Raw genomic sequence first — 17651 nt, 5'->3', positions numbered from 1 at the left:
GTAACTATGACATTTTATTTTCACTCAAAGCAATTCCTATTAGTCGGTCTTGCCAGAAGCAGACACTTGATTTTCGACATTGATGATCTTTTGGTATTCGCCAGATTGAATCAATTGTTGTATTCCTAAATTGAGAGCTTCACTAAGGCGTTCACTACGCTTATGATCGTGCTTAGAGAACATAGTGTACATGTCGTTTTCTATAATTGGCTTAGGGTGAATTCGTAGCTTATTTAACTGTATCGCAGAAAGCGATGTGCCCATCATGTAATAACCGCGTTCAACAGCCGCTGGGTAAGCGTCTATACGCTGTTTTCCAAGTTTAATAAAGTTGCTTTGGTCTTCATTTGTAACTTCGACGTTTACGCCCAGTGACTGGAGCAGTCGTGTCACCTCATAACCTTGTGTGGCACCAATATGATAGTTGTTTAAGTCTACAGGTTTTTGCCAATCAAAGTTGCTGTCGATATGGTAGAAAAAGACGATTTTTTGTGTGAAGAGAGATTCAGAAAAGATGAAAAGGGACTCACGCTCATCGTTTTTAAACCAAGGGAATGTTCCGTCATATCTGCCTGACTCCACGTAACGGTAGGCTCGGCTCCAAGGGTGATAGTCGATAGTGACCCGATAACCCTGCGTTTCGTAAGCGGCGGTAACGAGATCCTCTGCCATTTTGTATTCGGGATTACTCTGGCTACTTGTGTAAGGTTCCCAGTCTCCAACAACAAATGTCACGGTGCGTTCATTGCTCTGAGCGAGACATAGTGATGAGTGTATAATCAACAATACTGATGTGAAAAGTCTACTCATACTTCGCCCTCTTATTATGCCCTATCTTCAAATTTAGATGACAATTTAAGTAATAAGTAGTTTGACTGACAAAGATTAATGAATGGGCGCTTGTTTTAGCAAGCGCTTAGCCTTGTTGAAAAAGCATTCCGACTCTGTCACCTTGGCGGTCGTACATTATTTGGTGGAGGCTGGCGCGCCATTGGCTACTTTCGCTTTGTTTTGTGCGCTTTGATAGGCGGGAACATAGTTAATGAGTGCTTGTTCTATTTCCTTTGGTTTTATCGGCTTGGATAAGAAACCATTCATGCCAATTTCAAAACAACGTTCTCGTTCTTCTTTGATCACGTTGGCTGTCACGGCGATAATGGGCACATAAGCGGCCCAACCTTCGAGTTGGCGTATCTTTTGTGTCGCTTCGTAGCCGTCCATAACCGGCATGTGACAATCCATTAAAATGGCATCCACTTTATTGTGTTGACAGTATTCCCATGCTTCTTGGCCATTCTGGGCGATGTCGACTTCAAGTCCGAGCAGATTCAGCATTACTTGTATCACTTGTTGGTTAACTCGTGTGTCTTCGACGACTAACACTTTGAGACCAGTGGTGTATTTCGGTGCCAGCTTTTTCATCTGAGTAGTTGAAGAGGCCGGAAACTCAACCAAGTTGGGCGAAGGTTGAGTGAATGCGCTTCGCCCTAACACGGCTCGAACTATTGGTATCGAGAAGTAGAAGCTGCTGCCGAGGTTAACTTCGCTAGTTACTTCAAGCGTACCCCCCATCATTTGAACGATTTTCTGGCTGATTGCTAGCCCTAGACCTGTTCCTCCGTACTGTCGTGTGATGCTGCTATCAGCTTGCTGAAATTTGTTAAAGATTGAGCCCAATTTATCTTTTGCAATGCCTACCCCCGTATCTTTTACTTCAAACTGTAGCTGCTGACCGGACTCACTCTCCAACATCTTTAAATTGAGTTCGACGTAACCCCTTTGGGTGAATTTAAGCGCGTTCCCGATAAGATTGTTGATGACCTGTTTGAGACGTATTGAATCGGCTTCAATTTTCTGAGGTACAGCCGGATCGATGTTGCAATCGAAGAACAACTCTTTCTGTTTGGCTCTAATACTGTACTCGTTGGCTTGCTGTTGTATCAGTAGCTTTAAGTCGAATTCAGTCGGATCTAATTCAAAGTGGCCGGCTTCTATTTTAGAAAAATCGAGGATGTCATTGATGATATCGAGTAGGGTATGGGAAGAGGTGAGTAGAATGTCGACATAATTGCGCTGTACTTCGTTGGGTTGGGTTTCTTTCAGCAGCTCTGCCACACCAACTATGCCATTCATTGGGGTTCGTATTTCATGGCTCATGTTGGCTAAAAACTCACTCTTCTTTATATTCGCGATTTCCGCTTTTTGTTTGCAATCGGTAATTTTTTGGTAGTTGTCCTGCAGTTGTTCAACACAATGGTTATAATCTTCGATTAGTAAGCTGATTTCATCACCAAACATCCGCTTGGGGGGCGTTAACTTACTTGGAGTGGGTCCATCATCGAAGTCCGCCATGGCGGAAGAGAGGTTAGCAATGGGTTTTGTAATAAGCCTGAGGGTAATCCAAATTAAGCTGGCAGCAACGATAAGGGTTTGGGCAAAAGTTAAGGAAAGAACAAGCCAAAATTTTTGCCAAAGTAGCTCATAACGGGGACCAATATCCGTTTCTATTTTCAGTTGACCGAGTGTGAAGCTCTTGTTGCCTTGCTGAAAGGTGAGATCCCAAGTATTGGTTATCTTTTGGCCTTTTGTTGGTGTGCCAAGATCAATGATAGACTTACTGCTATCGATAATGGTGAGTCGGTCTACCCAAGGTAATAGAAATATCCCCTTCGCTTGGGTCAATAGCTGCTTTTGATCTTCCATCCACAGGCTATTCTGTAAACTGACCACATAGTTGTCCTCGACCTGCAACATCTGCTTATCGAGGTTTTCTTGCTCCGTTCGGTAATCGACGTACAAACTCATGCCCGCTATAGCAAAAGCCAGAGCCGTGCTGACGAAAAAGGTGACAATGACAAGTTTCTTGTCGATGCCAAGTTGACGTTGTTTTCTCATAGCAAATTTTTTATGTGTATTATTGCTTACTAATAGCCTAGCTGGCGTTGTGGTTTTAGGGAAACTATTTTGAACATCAAGTCACTATCCATCTCAGTTTTTCACGGAGAAGTGCGAGGTGAAATCACATCGGCACAGTAAAGGAATACGGCAAAGAGGCTTTTTTGATGTTTGTGTTTTCTACTGAGTGTCACTGACATCAGGTTCGTTGCCCGAATGATGGGCTGAAGCAATAAAAAACACCATTGAGTGAAACATGGTACATACTTAAATAAAGCTCCACTTTAAAAGGACTTACAGTGAGGCGTTGGAAAATCTGGTTGATTGTTTACAGCCCGGCTTTGTTGTGGGCGGGGCTGTCGTTAAAAGAGGCGAATTGGTGGGTAGAAAACCTGGTCGCTTACCCAAGTCTGTTTTTAATCGTCTATCTATTGTTTGCACTGATTCTTGCATTAAGAATGAAGTGGGCGCCAAGTGCGATATGTATTGTACTGGCGGGAGCATTTGCCTTGATGGCTCCAAAGTCCAATCAAACGCTAGTTGCACGCTGCACGAACTCCGTCTCAGTAGTACAGTTTAACCTCTACTATGAAAACCCTGACGTTAACGCATTTATTAACTACTTACTCACCAAACCTGCTGATTTAGTTGTGATGCAAGAAGTTGCACCAGACATTGGTGATAAGTTGCAAATGCTTAATGATGTTTATCCTTATTTTTATGGAGGGCAAAAAGGGGTAGGTTACCCTTCAAGTCAGATGATACTGAGTGTTTCCCCGTTAAAAAATATGTCAGTGTTTACAACGCCGGATCAACAAAACATCATTCGTGGAACTTGGTATCCTCACAATCAAAGCGCGATGACGCTCATTGTGGCCCATCCCACTTCACCGAGGAACAAAGAGTTGTGGTATCGGCGAAATGCTCTGATCAGGACTATTGAATCCTTGGTCGAACTCTACCCCAGCGATGAGGTCATGATATTGGGGGACTTTAACCTCTCTGCGGTCAGTTTACGTTTTGCAAAACTGTTCCCGACTTTTCAGAAAGCTCCGGTGGCAAGTTGGCCAAATTGGTCAGAGGGTTTTAATACGCCTCCAGTCTCGATGATCGCCATTGATCACTTGTGGCTACAGTCTATGAATTCAGGCAGAAAGATTTGCCAGCGTCAAAGTTCACCTCACCCTGCTGGTTCAGACCATTTTCTAGTCAAAACTGAGATTGGTTATTGATTATTATTCTCAATTTGTTGCTTGAAGGTTTTAGCTAGGTTACCCTCCGATTAACTTAATCAGCCTTTGGATGGTAACTATGGCAAATTTGGCGATTACGGAAATTAAATCCTTTATTCCCAGCAAAGATTTTGAAGTTTCGCAACGATTTTATCAGGCGTTGGGCTTTGAGGTTGCTTCAGCCTTCGGTGACGTTGCTTACATGCGAAAAGAGCACACCGCTTTTCTGCTGCAGAACTACTATCAAGTTGAACACGCACAAAACACCATGATGCATTTACTGGTAGAGGATGCGATGGGTTGGTTGGAGCATGTTCAGGCGTCCGGTGTCGAAAGGGACTTTGAGTGCAAAGTGACGGAGTTGATTGAACAACCGTGGGGCATGTTGGAGTTTTGTTTGATCGATCCTTCTGGCGTGCTGTGGCGAATCGCGCAAAACATCCGGTAATGTAAAAACGCCCCTCATTCTAGAGGGGCGTGTGCCTTTAATCCAACGACTTCTTGAACCTTGTCGAGGCGATCAATAGGCCAATCACAGTAAAGCAGGCCAGCCATAATGTGTCGTGCCACATACCGCTTAGGTCAGAGCCACGCAGTACAATACCGCGAATTAAGCGCATAAAGTGTGTGGCGGGTAAAGCTTCAGAAATCCATTGAGCTGCATTGGGCATCGCTTCATACGGGAACATAAAGCCTGACAATAATATCGAAGGCAGCAAAATAAAGACGGTCATCTGCATCGCCTGCAGCTGTGTCGACGCTATGGTCGAGATCACCAAGCCAAGAGTAAGGCTTGCGGAGATAAACAACAGTGTCCCTAGAAGGATCTGGCTAATAGCTCCGTTAATCGGGACATCAAAGATGAAGTGGCCTAATCCCAGAATAATGAACACCTGAATCAGGCCGACAAAAATATATGGGACGATTTTAGCGACCATCAGTTCGAATGAGTGGATTGGTGTAGTGATTAACAGTTCCAGATTGCCACGTTCTCTTTCTCTTACAATGGCGGCACTGGTGAACAGAATCATTGTCATTGTTAAAATGACACCAAGCAAACCCGGCACAATATTCACCGCAGAACGGCGACTTGGGTTGTAGAACAAAGCGACTTCAAAAGTCTTTTGTTGTTCTGGGCGGATTTCAAAATCAAAGTCCGTTAATGGCATATTCTGCAGTGCTAGAATCGCTGAACTGATCATGGTATCGGAACCATCGACAACCCATTGCCCTAGTACTCGCCCTTGGGTCATTCGTTGCGTCAGGTCAGATGGAATAATCAGAACAGCACGTATATCACCGTTCTGAATCGCTTGTTCTGCCTCTTCAGCAGTCGGATATGTAGCTTTGACATCAACCACCTGGGTGACCTTGACGGATTCTGTTATGACGCGTCCGGCAGTGCTCTGACTTTGGTCTACAACACCGATAGGAATATTTCGTACATCGGTGTTAATCGCAAAACCAAATAGCAGCAGCTGAATCAGGGGAATCATCACAACCATGCCAAAGGTGATGCGGTCACGGGAAAGCTGACGGATTTCTTTAAACATGATCGCCTTCATGCGAGCGATAGACTGGATCATTGTCTTCCTTCTCCCGTGACGGTGACAAACACATCTTCTAGGCTCGGTCTGGCTAGATTCATTTCCGCTTCGCTGAGCTCAGGAAACTGCTGGCGTAACCATGCAATCGGATCTTGGATATGTTGATGAATCAACACTCGAAGTCGAATGCCTAACTGCGCGGCAGAGCGTACTTCCTCTCTGGCAAGAAGGGATTCTTTCAGTGCCCGCAAATTGTCTGCTTTGACTTCAACAATATTGACACCCATATCGGCCATTAACTGCTCTGGTTCGCCATCGGCACGAATTCTTCCTGCCTCCATGATAGCCAGTCTGTGGCAACGCTCCGCCTCATCCATGTAGTGAGTCGTAACCAGAATCGTTGTACCTTGGTCTGACAGATCAAAAAGCTGTTCCCAGAATTCGCGGCGGTTTTCAGGGTCAACGGCTGAAGTCGGTTCATCAAGAAACAAGAGCTCAGGCTGATGCATAGTAGCAGCTGCGAGAGAAAGGCGTTGCTTCTGGCCTCCACTCATCCCACCGACACGTTGTTTTCGGCGCTGGTCCAAGCCGTAGGTTTTCAACTGTTCATTGATACGTTGCTTGAGGTGCTTTGACCCCATCCCAAATATTTGACCGATAAACTCTAAGTTTTCCTCGACGGTTAAGTCGTCATAGAGGGAGAACTTCTGCGTCATGTAGCCAATTTTGAGGCGCAGCAGTTCAGATTGGCGTGGTATTTCAAGCCCCAGTACATCGACATCACCTTCACTTGGGCTCAGTAAACCAGTCAGCACTCGAATGGTGGTGGACTTCCCACAGCCGTTAGGTCCAAGAAAGCCGTAAATACTGCCTTTGGGTACATTGAGTGTGATGTCGTTAATGGCGGTGAAATCACCAAACCTCTTTACCACATTTTCTGCTTTAATCGCATATTCCATAGGCACTACTCTCTAGACAATTCGATTTGTGCTGGGATGCCAGATGGTAGTCGCTGAGCCGAGGATTCAAGGTCAACTTCCGCCAGATACATCAAGCGAGAACGCTCGTCTTCGGTGAGCGCATAATAGGGCGTAAATGAGGGCTCGCTCGCAACCCAACGAACGGTTCCAGAGATTGGGTTTTCAACACCATCTACCGTAACGGAAACGGATTTGCCCGGTATGAAATTAATGCGATGGCTAGCTGGCACATAAACACGCGCATACGGGATGCGGCTTGCTTGTATCACGGCGACCACACCATTGACGGGAACGCGTTCGCCCAAATTGTAAGGTAAGTTATCCAACACCCCATCACGGGTGGCGGTAATGGTGAGCTCGCTAAGCTTCTGTTGCTGGAGAGTCACATCAGCCATAGAAGCCGCGAGTTCGGCTTTTGCTTGTTCGATATCTTCAAGGCGTGAGCCAGCTGTCAGCTTGCTAAATTCTTCCTTTGCTGAGTCCAGTTCCGCTTTCGCAGAGTCACGTGCCGCAAGTGCGGTGTCTTTCTCTGATTGGCTTATCAAGCGTTTTTCAACCAACTCTGCTTTTCGGGTGTAATTTTTCTGGGCTTCAGTTAATTGAGCTTCAGCACGTTTAACACGAGCTTGAGAAGCAGCAATGTCTTCTGGGCGTTCACCATTGGTTAATTTGAGTAGGTAAGCTTCTGCTTTGGATTGCTCAGCAACTGCACGGGCGAGTACCGCTTCTTGGCTAGTGGTATCAAGTTGCACCAACACTTCGCCTAGTTTTACTTGTGATCCTTCTGTCGCAGGTAACGCACGGATGATTTCGTTGGCGGTTGCAGTGAAGGTAACACGGTCTCTCTCCAACGTACCAAGTGCTTGAGATGAGTCATCTTGTGTACAGGCAGTTAACAGCGAAATCAGAACAGAACCGATCAAGAACTGTTTCATAAAGTACTCCAAATCAGCAAGTTAAGGTGAAGGTGTCGCTAAGCGGAGCGATACCATTGATTGTCTAAATAGGATATATTCTCGGTTAACTATAGATACAGAAACTTAATTCATACAAAATTAATCTAGTGATTAATTTTGTATAATTTCTTCTTTTTCTTCATGCAGTTATTACAGAGGTTGCAATGGACTTTGAGCAAATGAGTGAGCAAGCTCTTTGGGAACTAGCCAATCCACTAATGGACAATTTAATGCAGGCTTCGACAGAGATAAATCATGCGAAACATGTGCAGGATTTTACCCCGCGCTTGCGCGATATCGTAAAGCCGGACTATTTCGAGCGTGTCGTGAAACAGTATCAGTCACAAAAAGGCGTGTTCGCTGACCGAGTTCCGGTGGCACTGTTCAAGCGCCCTGATTCAACCGCCTTTGTCTGGAAGCAAGGTTTCAGTCGAGTTGAAGGAGATTACGTCGCTGAAATGGTCTTGGTTTATCGTGAAGGGAAGATCATGGTGGATCACGTGATGGTGTTTTAACCGAACTCTGACGGCTATAGGCATTGCGGTCCCTCAGATAAGGCTTTAGAATCGCGTCTCCACTAACATAAGCGCATGTTTGAGGAACTATGAACAATGCCCAAGCGATAGTGGCGCATCAGGCGAAGCACACGATGTCACCTAAGCGTGAAATTGTACTTCGCGAGATGTTGTCACTGGCAAAAATGGCATCAATGATTGCTGTCCCATTTTTGCTTATTACTCTGGCTTGGATCTAAACCAGAGCACACAGCACAAGGATGTGTGCTACCGGGTTTATTCTGCTACACCACCTTGAGTCAGCTTCGCCGGGTCAAGCAAACGCTCTAGCGTAGCACGATCGAGATCAGTTTCTTCTTCTGCGACGTCAACAATAGCACGTCCTTGTTTGTATGCCTTCTTAGCCACTTCAGCTGCTTTCAAATAGCCAATAACAGGGTTCAGCGCCGTCACCAGAATCGGGTTTTTCGCTAATGCGACTTGAAGGTTGTCTTCACGGACATTGAAGGTCGCGACCGCTTTGTCTGCCAGAGCCAGCGCGCTGTTGGCTAACAGTTCGATGCTTTCCAGTACATTGTGAGCGATCACAGGCAGCATGACGTTAAGCTGGAAGTTGCCAGATTGGCCGCCTACGGTGATGGTGGTGTCGTTGCCAATGACTTGTGCGGCTGCCATGGCTGCGGCCTCAGGGATCACTGGGTTTACCTTACCCGGCATAATGGAAGAGCCAGGTTGTAGGCCTTGAAGTTCAATCTCACCCAAGCCAGCAAGTGGGCCGGAATTCATCCAGCGTAGATCGTTCGATATTTTCATCATCGCTACGGCAGCCGTTTTGAGCTGACCGGAAAGAGCAACTAAGGCATCCTGACTGCTCAAGTTGTAGAAGAAGTTTTCGCTAGACGTGAACTGTAAACGTGTTGCCTGAGAGAGGTTATCTGCAAAGGCTTGAGCAAATCTTGGATCAGCATTGATACCTGTACCGACAGCGGTACCACCTTGGGCCAAAGCTTTAACGCCAATCAGGCTTTGTTCAATCCCTTGTTTCGCTTGTTCAAGCTGGAACTGCCAGCCGCCAAGTTCTTGATCAAATGTGATTGGCATGGCGTCCATCAGGTGTGTTCTGCCTGTTTTCACAACATGGCCGATTTCATTGCGCTTACTCTGTAGCGTAGTAATGAAGTGATTTAACGCTGGGGTAAGCTGTTTTTCTACGGTGAGGGCTGCGCTGACCTGAATCGCTGTTGGAACAACGTCGTTACTGCTTTGACCCATGTTGACATGGTCGTTAGGGTTTACGTCACCACCAAGAATATCACTGGCTAACGTCGCAATCACTTCATTAGCATTCATGTTCGAACTGGTGCCTGAGCCAGTTTGAAAAACGTCAATTGGGAAGTGCTCTAGGTGCTGACCATCAATAATGGTTTGCGCGGCGTCGGCTATCGCATTGGCAATATCACCTTCCATTAGACCCAGTTGAGCATTTGTTAAAGCGGCCGTTTGCTTAACGTAAGCCAGCGCCTGAATAAATGCGTTTGGCATCGTATGTTTGCTGAAATGAAAGTTGTCGACTGCGCGTTGTGTTTGTGCCTGATATAGGGCATTCACGGGTACTTTCACTTCTCCCATGCTGTCTTTTTCAACACGGAATTCTTGCGGGGCAGAAGATTGAGTCATTGGTTATCCTTTTGAACTTAGTCGTGTGGCGTTTGGATACGCTGCAATTGTTGTTGTAGGTTTAAAAACTTAATATCGCCATCTTCCCATTGGTAGTAGTAGCGTTTTAAACAGAGCAGAGGAGTATGGATCGCGTCGAGGCAAACCCGTCGGAATGTACGGCTTCTCGCAGGATCCTCAATCGCTTCAATCAAATGAAAATACACCTGACGTAGGTAAAGTTCACACAGTAGTGGGTTCTCATTCTCCGTACCTTGTTCATACAATGAAGATAAGGTCATCGCCCAGTGTATGTAGTCGTGAATGATATCGGGTTCGAATCCACAAGGTGTGTAACGATCAACAAATCTATCTTGTGCTTTAAAGAAAGCATTATAAAGCGGTTTTTGGCTATCCATACTGACCTCAAAATTTTTGTAATGAGAATTATTATCGCTTTAAGTGCTCGAATCAACCCTGTTTGCTGTATGGATGTCAGACAGTGCGCTGGCGCACAATCAGGTGCGGTTTTCTGATGATATCAACGGCGATTACTGCGGCGCTTCAAGATAAGAGCAGTGCCGAAAGGAATAAACCGGTGCCATAGGCGGTATGGGTGAATAGGCTTAATGCTCTCGCTAGCCTTGGTTTTGGGGTTTTGCTTGCAGCGATGCCAAATCCAAGACAAGGCTGAACAATGAAGTAAGGGAAGGTTAAGGTTACCAGGCCAGTCAACCAAGCTTTTGTCACTGTTGGAGAGGTAAGCCACGTTTCTCCAGCCCAATAAACATGTCCGATTGCGAAAACTACCCCGATGAGATAGTGCAGTAGCCAACCAAGGGTGTTTTCTCCCCAAACCGATGGCGTGTTCATAATGGTCTTATGTATCCATTTCCCTTTTGGAATCCCAGCTATCCACCTTGCGACTAATCCGTAATTGAGCGGTGGAATGCCAAGAATCAGTCTTTGCATGATTCCCCATGAGTCCATGATGACGGTTGCGCCGATTCCGATCAGAGTCGCTTGAAGCAAGATATGAGTTTCCATTTGAATATCCTCGTTGTATTCGCTGATGGTTTTGATAGATTGCATCTAGGCTACAACTTGAAGTCGACTTTAAGTCAAGGGTGATTAATATGGATATCGCGGATGTGTCTCGTCGGTCTGGGCTCAAGCCTTCTGCACTCAGATACTATGAGAAACTTGGTCTGATTCGTTCAATTGGCCGCAATGGTTTACGAAGACAATATGCCCCCAGCGTACTGAATAAGCTCAATATCATCTGTCTGGGGCGCTTAGCAGGTTTATCGCTTGATGAGATATCAGTTATGTTTGATGACAAGGATGAGCTGTCGATAGACAGGGCTCTGCTCACTCAGAAAACGCATGAAATCGATGCTCAGATTAAAAGACTGCAAGCGGTGCGGGATAGTCTCAACCACGTGGCAAATTGTCCAGAGCGGTCACATCTAGACTGCCCTTCATTTCAAAAAATGATGAAATCGGTAAAACATTACCTGTGACAGTTAAAGTCACCTTAGCTTGCCTAACAGGCTTATCAGTCAGCAGTTTGCCATAGATAGGCTTACACTAAACACTAGGTCAACAGACTCTAATTAGAACCAATAAGGTCGCACTTTGCTAACCGACAAAAGACTCACATTTGCCAGCGCCAATTTGTTCAATTTCATCGAACCACCCGGTGCGTTTTATGACTTTGAGAATATCTATGATGCTGATGCTTGGCAAGCTAAATGCCAATGGACAAAAAATGCCATTCAGAGCCTCGAAGCAGACATAGTGGCACTTCAAGAAGTATTTAGTCTTGATGCTGCCTGCCAGTTATTCGAAGAAATGGGCTACTCATATTTTGCTAGTGTAGATAGCCCAAACATAGAAAGTGATTACATCTACTCTCATCCCGTTGTTGCTCTGGCTTCTAAATACCCCATCTCACATGTTGAAGCGGTCACGTTACCGGCATCATCGCTAGCAGGCTATTCAATCTCGTTGCCAGCGTTTAGCCGTCAGCCCGTTTTTGCAGTGGTAGAAGTTCCAGATATTGGTGAAATAGCTGTTTATGTCAGTCACCTAAAATCTCAGAGAGCCACCGAAGCGATAGAAGAAGGTGGAGGACACCCGCTGGTGGGTCAATGGCTTTCAAGCCAGCAAAGAGGATGGGAAGCGGTGATGCTGAGATTGGCGATGGAACAACAATACGCGAAGCATCCGATTCCGACTGTTCTGATGGGAGATATGAATCAGTCGATCAGCAGTGACATCACAGGTTTACTGACCAAAACTATCGAAAGCGAATCAGGCCTTAAGCTGCGAGACAGTTGGGACATTTTCGCTATCAAGCAGCCTGAGACAGAGCGTCCACCCACACACTATCATTTCGCAAAAGGTAACGTGCTCGACTACATCTTATTGTCGCAGGAGTTTCAGCCCGACTCGCAGTACTCAATGGCCGATGTGACATCTTATTCCACGCTCGACAATCACCTCATAAATCCAAGTTTTGAGCGGGACAAGCAGGCGAGTGATCACGCGTTTGTCTCGGTGACAGTTAGGTTTGTGCTGTGATCGACACTAATTGATAGCTATTCATCAAATTTCCAATAATTAATGTGTTCTTCTAGCGATCGATAGCGTTTCAAGTGTGCAAAAAAATCCCCTCGCAAAAATGCAGAGGGGATTGAATTCGGAACGACTAGGCGTTACTTAGATTTTCTTTGTTGTTCTTTACGGGCAATTTTTTCTTTTCGACGTTGAGCAATCACCTGATCGGCCTCGCCTCCAACGTGTGTTTCGCCGCGTTTGTTAGCGAGTTGAACTTGCTTTTCACGCTCACGGAAGCGCGCTTTTTGCTCATCTGTATGCTTGTCGATACATTTAGGGCAGCTAACGCCTTTTTCAAACGCTTCCGATTCTATGTCTTCCTGAGTAATTGGCAAACGACACGCATTACACATCTCGTAGCCACTTTTCTCTAGCTGGTGGTTTACCGCGACACGGCCATCGAATACGTAGCAATCGCCTTCCCACATGCTTTCTTCTTCAGGCACTTCTTCAAGATACTTCAGGATGCCGCCTTCTAGGTGGTACACCTCTTCGAAGCCTTGTTCCTTCATGTAAGCCGTAGATTTTTCACAACGAATACCACCAGTACAGAACATAGCGACTTTCTTGTGCTTCGCTGGATCCATGTTTTCAGCGACGTACTCAGGGAAGTCACGGAAAGTATCGGTTTTCGGGTTAACGGCATTTTTGAAGGTACCAATTTCGATCTCGTAGTCATTACGTGTATCGACGACGAAAACTTCAGGATCTGAGATCAGCTCATTCCACTCGTCTGGCTTAACGTAAGTACCGACCACATGACGAGGGTCGATGCCTTCTACACCAAGAGTCACGATTTCTTTTTTCAACTTAACCTTGGTACGGTTAAACGGTTGGTTTGCGTCGAATGACTCTTTGTAAACGATATCTGCAAGGCGTGAATCCTGCTTGAACCAGGCGAGAAGAGTGTCGATACCTTCACGGCTAGAAGCGACCGTACCATTGATGCCTTCGCTGGCCAATAAGAGAGTGCCACGGATTTGATGTTGTTCCATCAGCGCTTTTAGCGGCTCACGAAGTTCCACATAATCTTCAAGACGCACAAACTTATAAAGCGCGCATACTACGTAATCTGTCATGTTTTTTCCTTTTAGCGAACTGGAGCGTAAATCCAGAGCTTTGAGTTAAATCGGGCGAAGTATAGCGGAGAGCGCTAGCGACAAATACAGACAGTTTTTAGGGTTAAATTGATGAATTATGTTTTGTCATATTCTGATGATAAAAGATTGATCTATACCGTTAGCTCAATCCGATTGCCGTCTGGGTCAAAGAAGCAACTTTCGTAGTAGCCATCCCCCGTCGTTCTCGGGCCACTAAGTAACTCGTAGCCATCTGCAACTAAACGTTGAGTCAATTGTTCTACCGCAAGCTCTGAACCAAGCGAAATGGCAATATGGATAAAACCAGTGAATTGGTCATATAGGTCATCTTTTGACTCTGGAATGCTGTCCATTTGCATCAGTTCTAGCCGGCAACCACTGCTAAACGATAGGAAGTAAGAAGAGAAGTTCTTTTCACTGTTATGGTATTTTTTATTGGGCGTTGCGTTGAAATACTTGATATAGAAATCTTTGAGTAACTCTAGCTGTTTGGTCCAGAGCGCAACGTGCTCAATGTTCATAATTGCATCTCAGTTGTTGTATTTGATAGGAAATGCTAATCGTGATCTAGGAAGGAAAAAAGAGATGATTTATTTCGTTTTTTTTCCTTATTACTGATGATATTGGTTGGGAAGAAGCTATGGATGCGTGACACTTAACTCTGGCGGAGTTGTAGTACAGAAACGAGGATCTGATTGCCGAATGCGTTTTCCCAATTAATGCTCTAATTGGGGGCGTTGGAACGAAATAAATCCTCTCATTTTGAATGGGAGGATTTATTATTGTGTTTTATGGCTTAAGGTTTGAGTTTAAGTACCTTATCGATATCTTCCGCGCTGTGGCGTTCTGGAACCTGCTCCCACTCTTCGCCCCATGCACGGTTGACGATACGACCACGCTGGACTGCATGGCGAGCTTCAATGGCTTCAGCCCAACGCTTAAGGTTTTTATAGCTATCTACGTCAAGAAATTCGCCAGCGTCGTAAATCTTACCCAGCACTAAATTGCCGTACCAAGGCCAGATAGCGATATCCGCAATGCTGTATTCTTCACCAGCGATAAAGGTATGGTTTGCTAGCTGCTTGTCCAACACATCTAGCTGACGTTTCGCTTCCATTGAGAAGCGATTGATTGGGTATTCAAACTTCTCTGGCGCGTAGGCGTAGAAATGACCAAAGCCACCGCCTAAGTACGGTGCGGAGCCCTGAAGCCAGAACAGCCAGTTCATGACCTCTATTTTCGCTGTAACATCTGTTGGTAGGAAATGGCCGAATTTCTCGGCAAGGTAAAGCAAAATATTACCAGATTCGAATACGTTGATTGGTGTGTCACCTGAGCGGTCAACCAATGCTGGGATCTTGGAGTTTGGGTTCACCTCGACAAAGCCAGAACCAAACTGATCTCCGTCGCCAATTTTTATCAAATAAGCGTCATACTCAGCGTCACTGACCCCAAGGGCGAGAAGTTCCTCAAGCATAATTGTCACTTTTTGGCCATTTGGTGTGCCCATAGAATGCAGCTGGATTGGGTGTGAACCAACGGGTAGCGCTTGCTCGTGTCGGGCCCCTGAATCTGGTCGGTTAATGCTGGCCCATTGGCCGCCATTCTCGTCATCCATTTTCCAAACTTTTGGTGGTACGTATTGGTTAGTCATTATGATTCCTTGTCCAAAATTGATATCCGGCACTAGATTAGATGGTGGTGATATGAAGAGATAAAAACCCCTCGTTATCAGATTATTAGAACCTTTGGTTATTGCAAATCGGTTAATTGAATAAGGGGTTGCTAATGGAGGGAGATGGACGGATAAGCAACCCATTTATTTTACCTTAGGGGTGGTACGACTATGCTCGCTTAAGGTGTTCTAGTGCTGAGTGGAGTGAGGGGAGAATATAATGCCCCAATGCTTTTACGTCTTCGCAAGGTTCCACTAGGTCGGGGATTTGGTAGGTGGTCATCTTCGCGGCTACGGCACTCTTTACACCATTATTGGAGTCTTCGAATGCGATACAGTGTTCGGCGTGAGCATTGACTCGATCGGCTGCCAGTAGATAGATCTCTGGATCGGGCTTGCCGACTGACACTTCGCAGCCGCAAGTCAGGCTGTCAAAGTATGAGTCTAAACCCGCAAGGCGCAGTTTAACTTCTGCGACGTCACGCTGAGTAGAGGTCGCCACAGCGGTTGGAATTTGCTGTTGTTTGAGCCATTCCAAAAGTTCAACAACGCCGTCTTTAACTGGAATAGGTTTGTGTTTGACGATAGCATCGTAGTTGCGACGCCACTCATTGTGGAGTTTGTCGAGGTCATCCCCATAAGCGGCTCGAAAGATCTTTTCTATGCCTGCGGAGTTACGACCGATGATGGAGAGATAAACGTCTTCATAGAAAGGTAGGTTGACGTTCACGCAAGCTTGTTTAAAAACACGCATGCATACACGCTCGGTGTCCAACAGAAGGCCATCCATATCAAAGATAGCGGCTTGAATTTTCATGAGTACAGCATATTAATTAACAGTTCGGGCGCTCATTTTTGCACACTTCTAAATTATAGTAAAAGCGCCGAAAAAAGGTCTGGTATTGACCAGACCTTTACTAGTTGTACTTAGACTATAGCATCCACATTCTTGCCGTACGTGCCGGAATATTGAATGTATGGTTACGCGATGTGACGACAGTGGTATCTCCAGTTAGCGTATCTTTGTAAGCAAGGTTCCAGTTGAACTCATGTTGATACGTATCGACGGTTATAGACTTTGCTTCGCCACACTTATTGATGCCAACGACGCCCGCTTTACCACGCTTGAAAACCAGCGTGCATTGATCACTGTGCACAACAGTCATTGGTTCACCTTGCATCGAGTTGTGGAACTTAAGCATGTTGATCATCGTGGTGTCTTTCCATACGTCAGCCCAGCGGCCATTATCTCTATCTTCGCTGTCTGGTAGTTCATCACTATAGATAAGTGGTGTGCCGCCATCTTTACCCAATACGTAGGCATAAGCTAACTGCTCATCTTTGGGGTCCATAATTTGATAGCGAAAACCATCGTTGGTGGGAATGTCGTGTGTCACAGTGAAGGTAATGGCACGTGAATTCTCTAAAGCTTGACCGAACGCTTGAGGATCATGGAGTTGGCTTAATCCACCACTGAAAGAGAAAGCGCTGCGAATAGAAGCGAACAGAGGGAAATCGTAAGCGGCATGATCGGTGTTGTTTAAATAGGGCGCTAAAAAGGCTTCATAACCGCTATCGCCCTTACCACCACTGGTAATGACCTCACCGAAAACATGCATTCCAGCAGTAATGTCTGATGTGAAAATCTGATCGATTTGATACTGGCTCATGTGTTTGACGGCATCAATGCGAAACCCCTTGATTCCCATAGACTTGAGTGCTTGAAGGTAGTTTTTCTGCTGTGACACAACCCAGTTATTGGGATCTAAATCTGGTAGTCCGGTATCGCCATTGTCACCACAAAGTCGCCAGTACTGTACGTGACCAGGGTCGTTCCAGTTGGTGATACAACCCGCTGGGTGGAAGTCATTGCCAGAAAAAAGATTTTGGCTCAAGTTGCCAAATAAGGTCTGGTTGGCGTAGTAGTGACTACGTGAAGCGTACTCGTTAAGTACGTCTGAGCCTGGGTAGTTGAGATCGCTGCGCTTTGACGCCTCATTGGCCATATGGTTGAGGACAACATCGGCATAGACTTCGACGCCTTGTGTTTTAAGTGCAGCGATCATGGCTTCTAAGTCTTGTTTATTGCCCAGTGGAGAGTCGATAACACGAAAATCCTGAGGTTGATAGCGTGCCCACCATTTTGTGCCGCTAGATTTCATCGCGGGAGAAATTAGAACCTTTTTGAATCCGTTAGCGGCGATTTGCTGGGCGTTGTTTGTCACATCCGAATATTTCCAGTTGAACGCGTGTAGGATTGCGTCGGCATAGGTCAGTTGCGGTGCGCTGAGCGCAACAGTGGCAGCGAGTAAAGTTGTTATTTTTTTCATAGGGTGTTTCTCGTTATTGATATTCAGGGCAATGATATTTTTATAAATTGCTATTAATAGTGCTTGAAATGGAAGACTGGATTACGGTCACACTCTGTAGGGGGGCAATTTACAAAATTCCTACAGGGGTAGAATTTTGTGAT

Annotated in this window: 19 protein-coding genes; 6 read left to right on the top strand and 13 right to left on the bottom strand. The window is 45.7% G+C overall.

The annotated features are described in order from the left end of the window. Window positions 1–39 precede the first annotated feature (39 nt). A complete protein-coding gene (locus tag OH455_RS14110) occupies window positions 40–810 on the bottom strand; it encodes a substrate-binding periplasmic protein (protein WP_269981838.1) in 771 nt (256 codons plus the stop codon). A gap of 156 nt (window positions 811–966) precedes the next feature. Then, window positions 967–2895: a response regulator gene (locus tag OH455_RS14105; RefSeq protein WP_269981837.1), complete on the bottom strand. Its 1929-nt coding sequence runs from the start codon at window positions 2893–2895 to the stop codon at window positions 967–969. A gap of 299 nt (window positions 2896–3194) precedes the next feature. On the opposite strand from OH455_RS14105, the gene OH455_RS14100 reads away from it, so the two are divergent. Continuing rightward, entirely contained in the window at window positions 3195–4127 is a 933-nt protein-coding gene (locus tag OH455_RS14100) for an endonuclease/exonuclease/phosphatase family protein (protein ID WP_269981836.1), read from the top strand. 79 nt (window positions 4128–4206) lie between these two features. Further along, window positions 4207–4575 (top strand): VOC family protein, encoded by a 369-nt coding sequence (locus OH455_RS14095; RefSeq protein WP_269981835.1) that lies wholly within the window; start codon window positions 4207–4209, stop codon window positions 4573–4575. Between the two features lie 37 nt (window positions 4576–4612). Here the strand turns inward: OH455_RS14095 and OH455_RS14090 are convergent, their stop codons facing one another. Genes OH455_RS14090 through OH455_RS14080 form a run of 3 tightly spaced genes read right to left on the bottom strand, consistent with a single transcriptional unit; the run spans window position 4613 to window position 7589 of the window. Next, window positions 4613–5713 (bottom strand): ABC transporter permease, encoded by a 1101-nt coding sequence (locus OH455_RS14090; protein WP_269981834.1) that lies wholly within the window; start codon window positions 5711–5713, stop codon window positions 4613–4615. After that, the gene (locus OH455_RS14085) at window positions 5710–6633 is read right to left on the bottom strand and encodes an ABC transporter ATP-binding protein (RefSeq protein WP_269981833.1); all 924 of its coding nucleotides are present in this window, start codon (window positions 6631–6633) and stop codon (window positions 5710–5712) included. Before OH455_RS14085 ends, OH455_RS14090 begins: the two co-directional genes overlap by 4 nt. Before the next feature lie 5 nt (window positions 6634–6638). Beyond that, window positions 6639–7589, bottom strand: coding sequence for an HlyD family secretion protein (locus OH455_RS14080; protein WP_269981832.1), 951 nt, complete (start codon window positions 7587–7589; stop codon window positions 6639–6641). Window positions 7590–7774: 185 nt separating this feature from the next. On the opposite strand from OH455_RS14080, the gene OH455_RS14075 reads away from it, so the two are divergent. Continuing rightward, the gene (locus OH455_RS14075) at window positions 7775–8125 is read left to right on the top strand and encodes a hypothetical protein (RefSeq protein WP_269981831.1); all 351 of its coding nucleotides are present in this window, start codon (window positions 7775–7777) and stop codon (window positions 8123–8125) included. An 89-nt stretch (window positions 8126–8214) separates the two neighbouring features. After that, complete coding sequence (locus OH455_RS14070; RefSeq protein ID WP_171351872.1) at window positions 8215–8364, top strand: hypothetical protein; 150 nt, start codon at window positions 8215–8217, stop codon at window positions 8362–8364. Between the two features lie 37 nt (window positions 8365–8401). Here OH455_RS14070 and OH455_RS14065 read toward each other — a convergent pair whose 3' ends face one another. The 3 genes from OH455_RS14065 to OH455_RS14055 all read right to left on the bottom strand — a co-directional run bounded on the left by OH455_RS14065 (window position 8402) and on the right by OH455_RS14055 (window position 10828). Further along, entirely contained in the window at window positions 8402–9802 is a 1401-nt protein-coding gene (locus tag OH455_RS14065) for a class II fumarate hydratase (RefSeq protein WP_269981830.1), read from the bottom strand. A 17-nt stretch (window positions 9803–9819) separates the two neighbouring features. Continuing rightward, window positions 9820–10200, bottom strand: a complete 381-nt coding sequence (locus tag OH455_RS14060; protein WP_269981829.1) for a hypothetical protein — start codon at window positions 10198–10200, stop codon at window positions 9820–9822. A 145-nt stretch (window positions 10201–10345) separates the two neighbouring features. Then, a complete protein-coding gene (locus tag OH455_RS14055) occupies window positions 10346–10828 on the bottom strand; it encodes a DUF2938 domain-containing protein (RefSeq protein ID WP_269981828.1) in 483 nt (160 codons plus the stop codon). An 89-nt stretch (window positions 10829–10917) separates the two neighbouring features. Here OH455_RS14055 and OH455_RS14050 point away from each other — a divergent pair, with 89 nt between their 5' ends. Together OH455_RS14050 and OH455_RS14045 are read left to right on the top strand one after the other, a co-directional pair. Further along, window positions 10918–11304 carry a helix-turn-helix domain-containing protein gene (locus tag OH455_RS14050; protein WP_045976368.1) on the top strand — a complete coding sequence of 129 codons (387 nt, stop codon included), beginning with the start codon at window positions 10918–10920 and terminating at the stop codon, window positions 11302–11304. Window positions 11305–11419: 115 nt separating this feature from the next. Further along, a complete protein-coding gene (locus tag OH455_RS14045) occupies window positions 11420–12367 on the top strand; it encodes an endonuclease/exonuclease/phosphatase family protein (protein ID WP_269981827.1) in 948 nt (315 codons plus the stop codon). A gap of 134 nt (window positions 12368–12501) precedes the next feature. On the opposite strand, the gene trhO is transcribed toward OH455_RS14045, so the two are convergent. The 5 genes from trhO to OH455_RS14020 all read right to left on the bottom strand — a co-directional run bounded on the left by trhO (window position 12502) and on the right by OH455_RS14020 (window position 17508). Continuing rightward, window positions 12502–13482 (bottom strand): oxygen-dependent tRNA uridine(34) hydroxylase TrhO, encoded by a 981-nt coding sequence (trhO, locus tag OH455_RS14040; protein ID WP_045976370.1) that lies wholly within the window; start codon window positions 13480–13482, stop codon window positions 12502–12504. Between the two features lie 152 nt (window positions 13483–13634). After that, window positions 13635–14024, bottom strand: a complete 390-nt coding sequence (locus OH455_RS14035) for a VOC family protein (protein ID WP_045976371.1) — start codon at window positions 14022–14024, stop codon at window positions 13635–13637. 275 nt (window positions 14025–14299) lie between these two features. Further along, the gene (yghU, locus tag OH455_RS14030; RefSeq protein WP_269981826.1) at window positions 14300–15157 is read right to left on the bottom strand and encodes a glutathione-dependent disulfide-bond oxidoreductase; all 858 of its coding nucleotides are present in this window, start codon (window positions 15155–15157) and stop codon (window positions 14300–14302) included. Window positions 15158–15347: 190 nt separating this feature from the next. After that, window positions 15348–15995 carry an HAD family hydrolase gene (locus OH455_RS14025; RefSeq protein ID WP_045976373.1) on the bottom strand — a complete coding sequence of 216 codons (648 nt, stop codon included), beginning with the start codon at window positions 15993–15995 and terminating at the stop codon, window positions 15348–15350. A gap of 115 nt (window positions 15996–16110) precedes the next feature. After that, window positions 16111–17508 carry an alpha-amylase family protein gene (locus OH455_RS14020; RefSeq protein WP_269981825.1) on the bottom strand — a complete coding sequence of 466 codons (1398 nt, stop codon included), beginning with the start codon at window positions 17506–17508 and terminating at the stop codon, window positions 16111–16113. Between the last annotated feature and the right edge of the window lie 143 nt (window positions 17509–17651).

The organism is Vibrio sp. T11.5 (genome assembly GCF_027587155.1).
GTDB classification, from domain to species: domain Bacteria; phylum Pseudomonadota; class Gammaproteobacteria; order Enterobacterales; family Vibrionaceae; genus Vibrio; species Vibrio neptunius.
The sequence above is the reverse complement of the archived record's forward strand: the minus strand, read 5'-3'. Positions and strand labels throughout refer to the sequence as shown.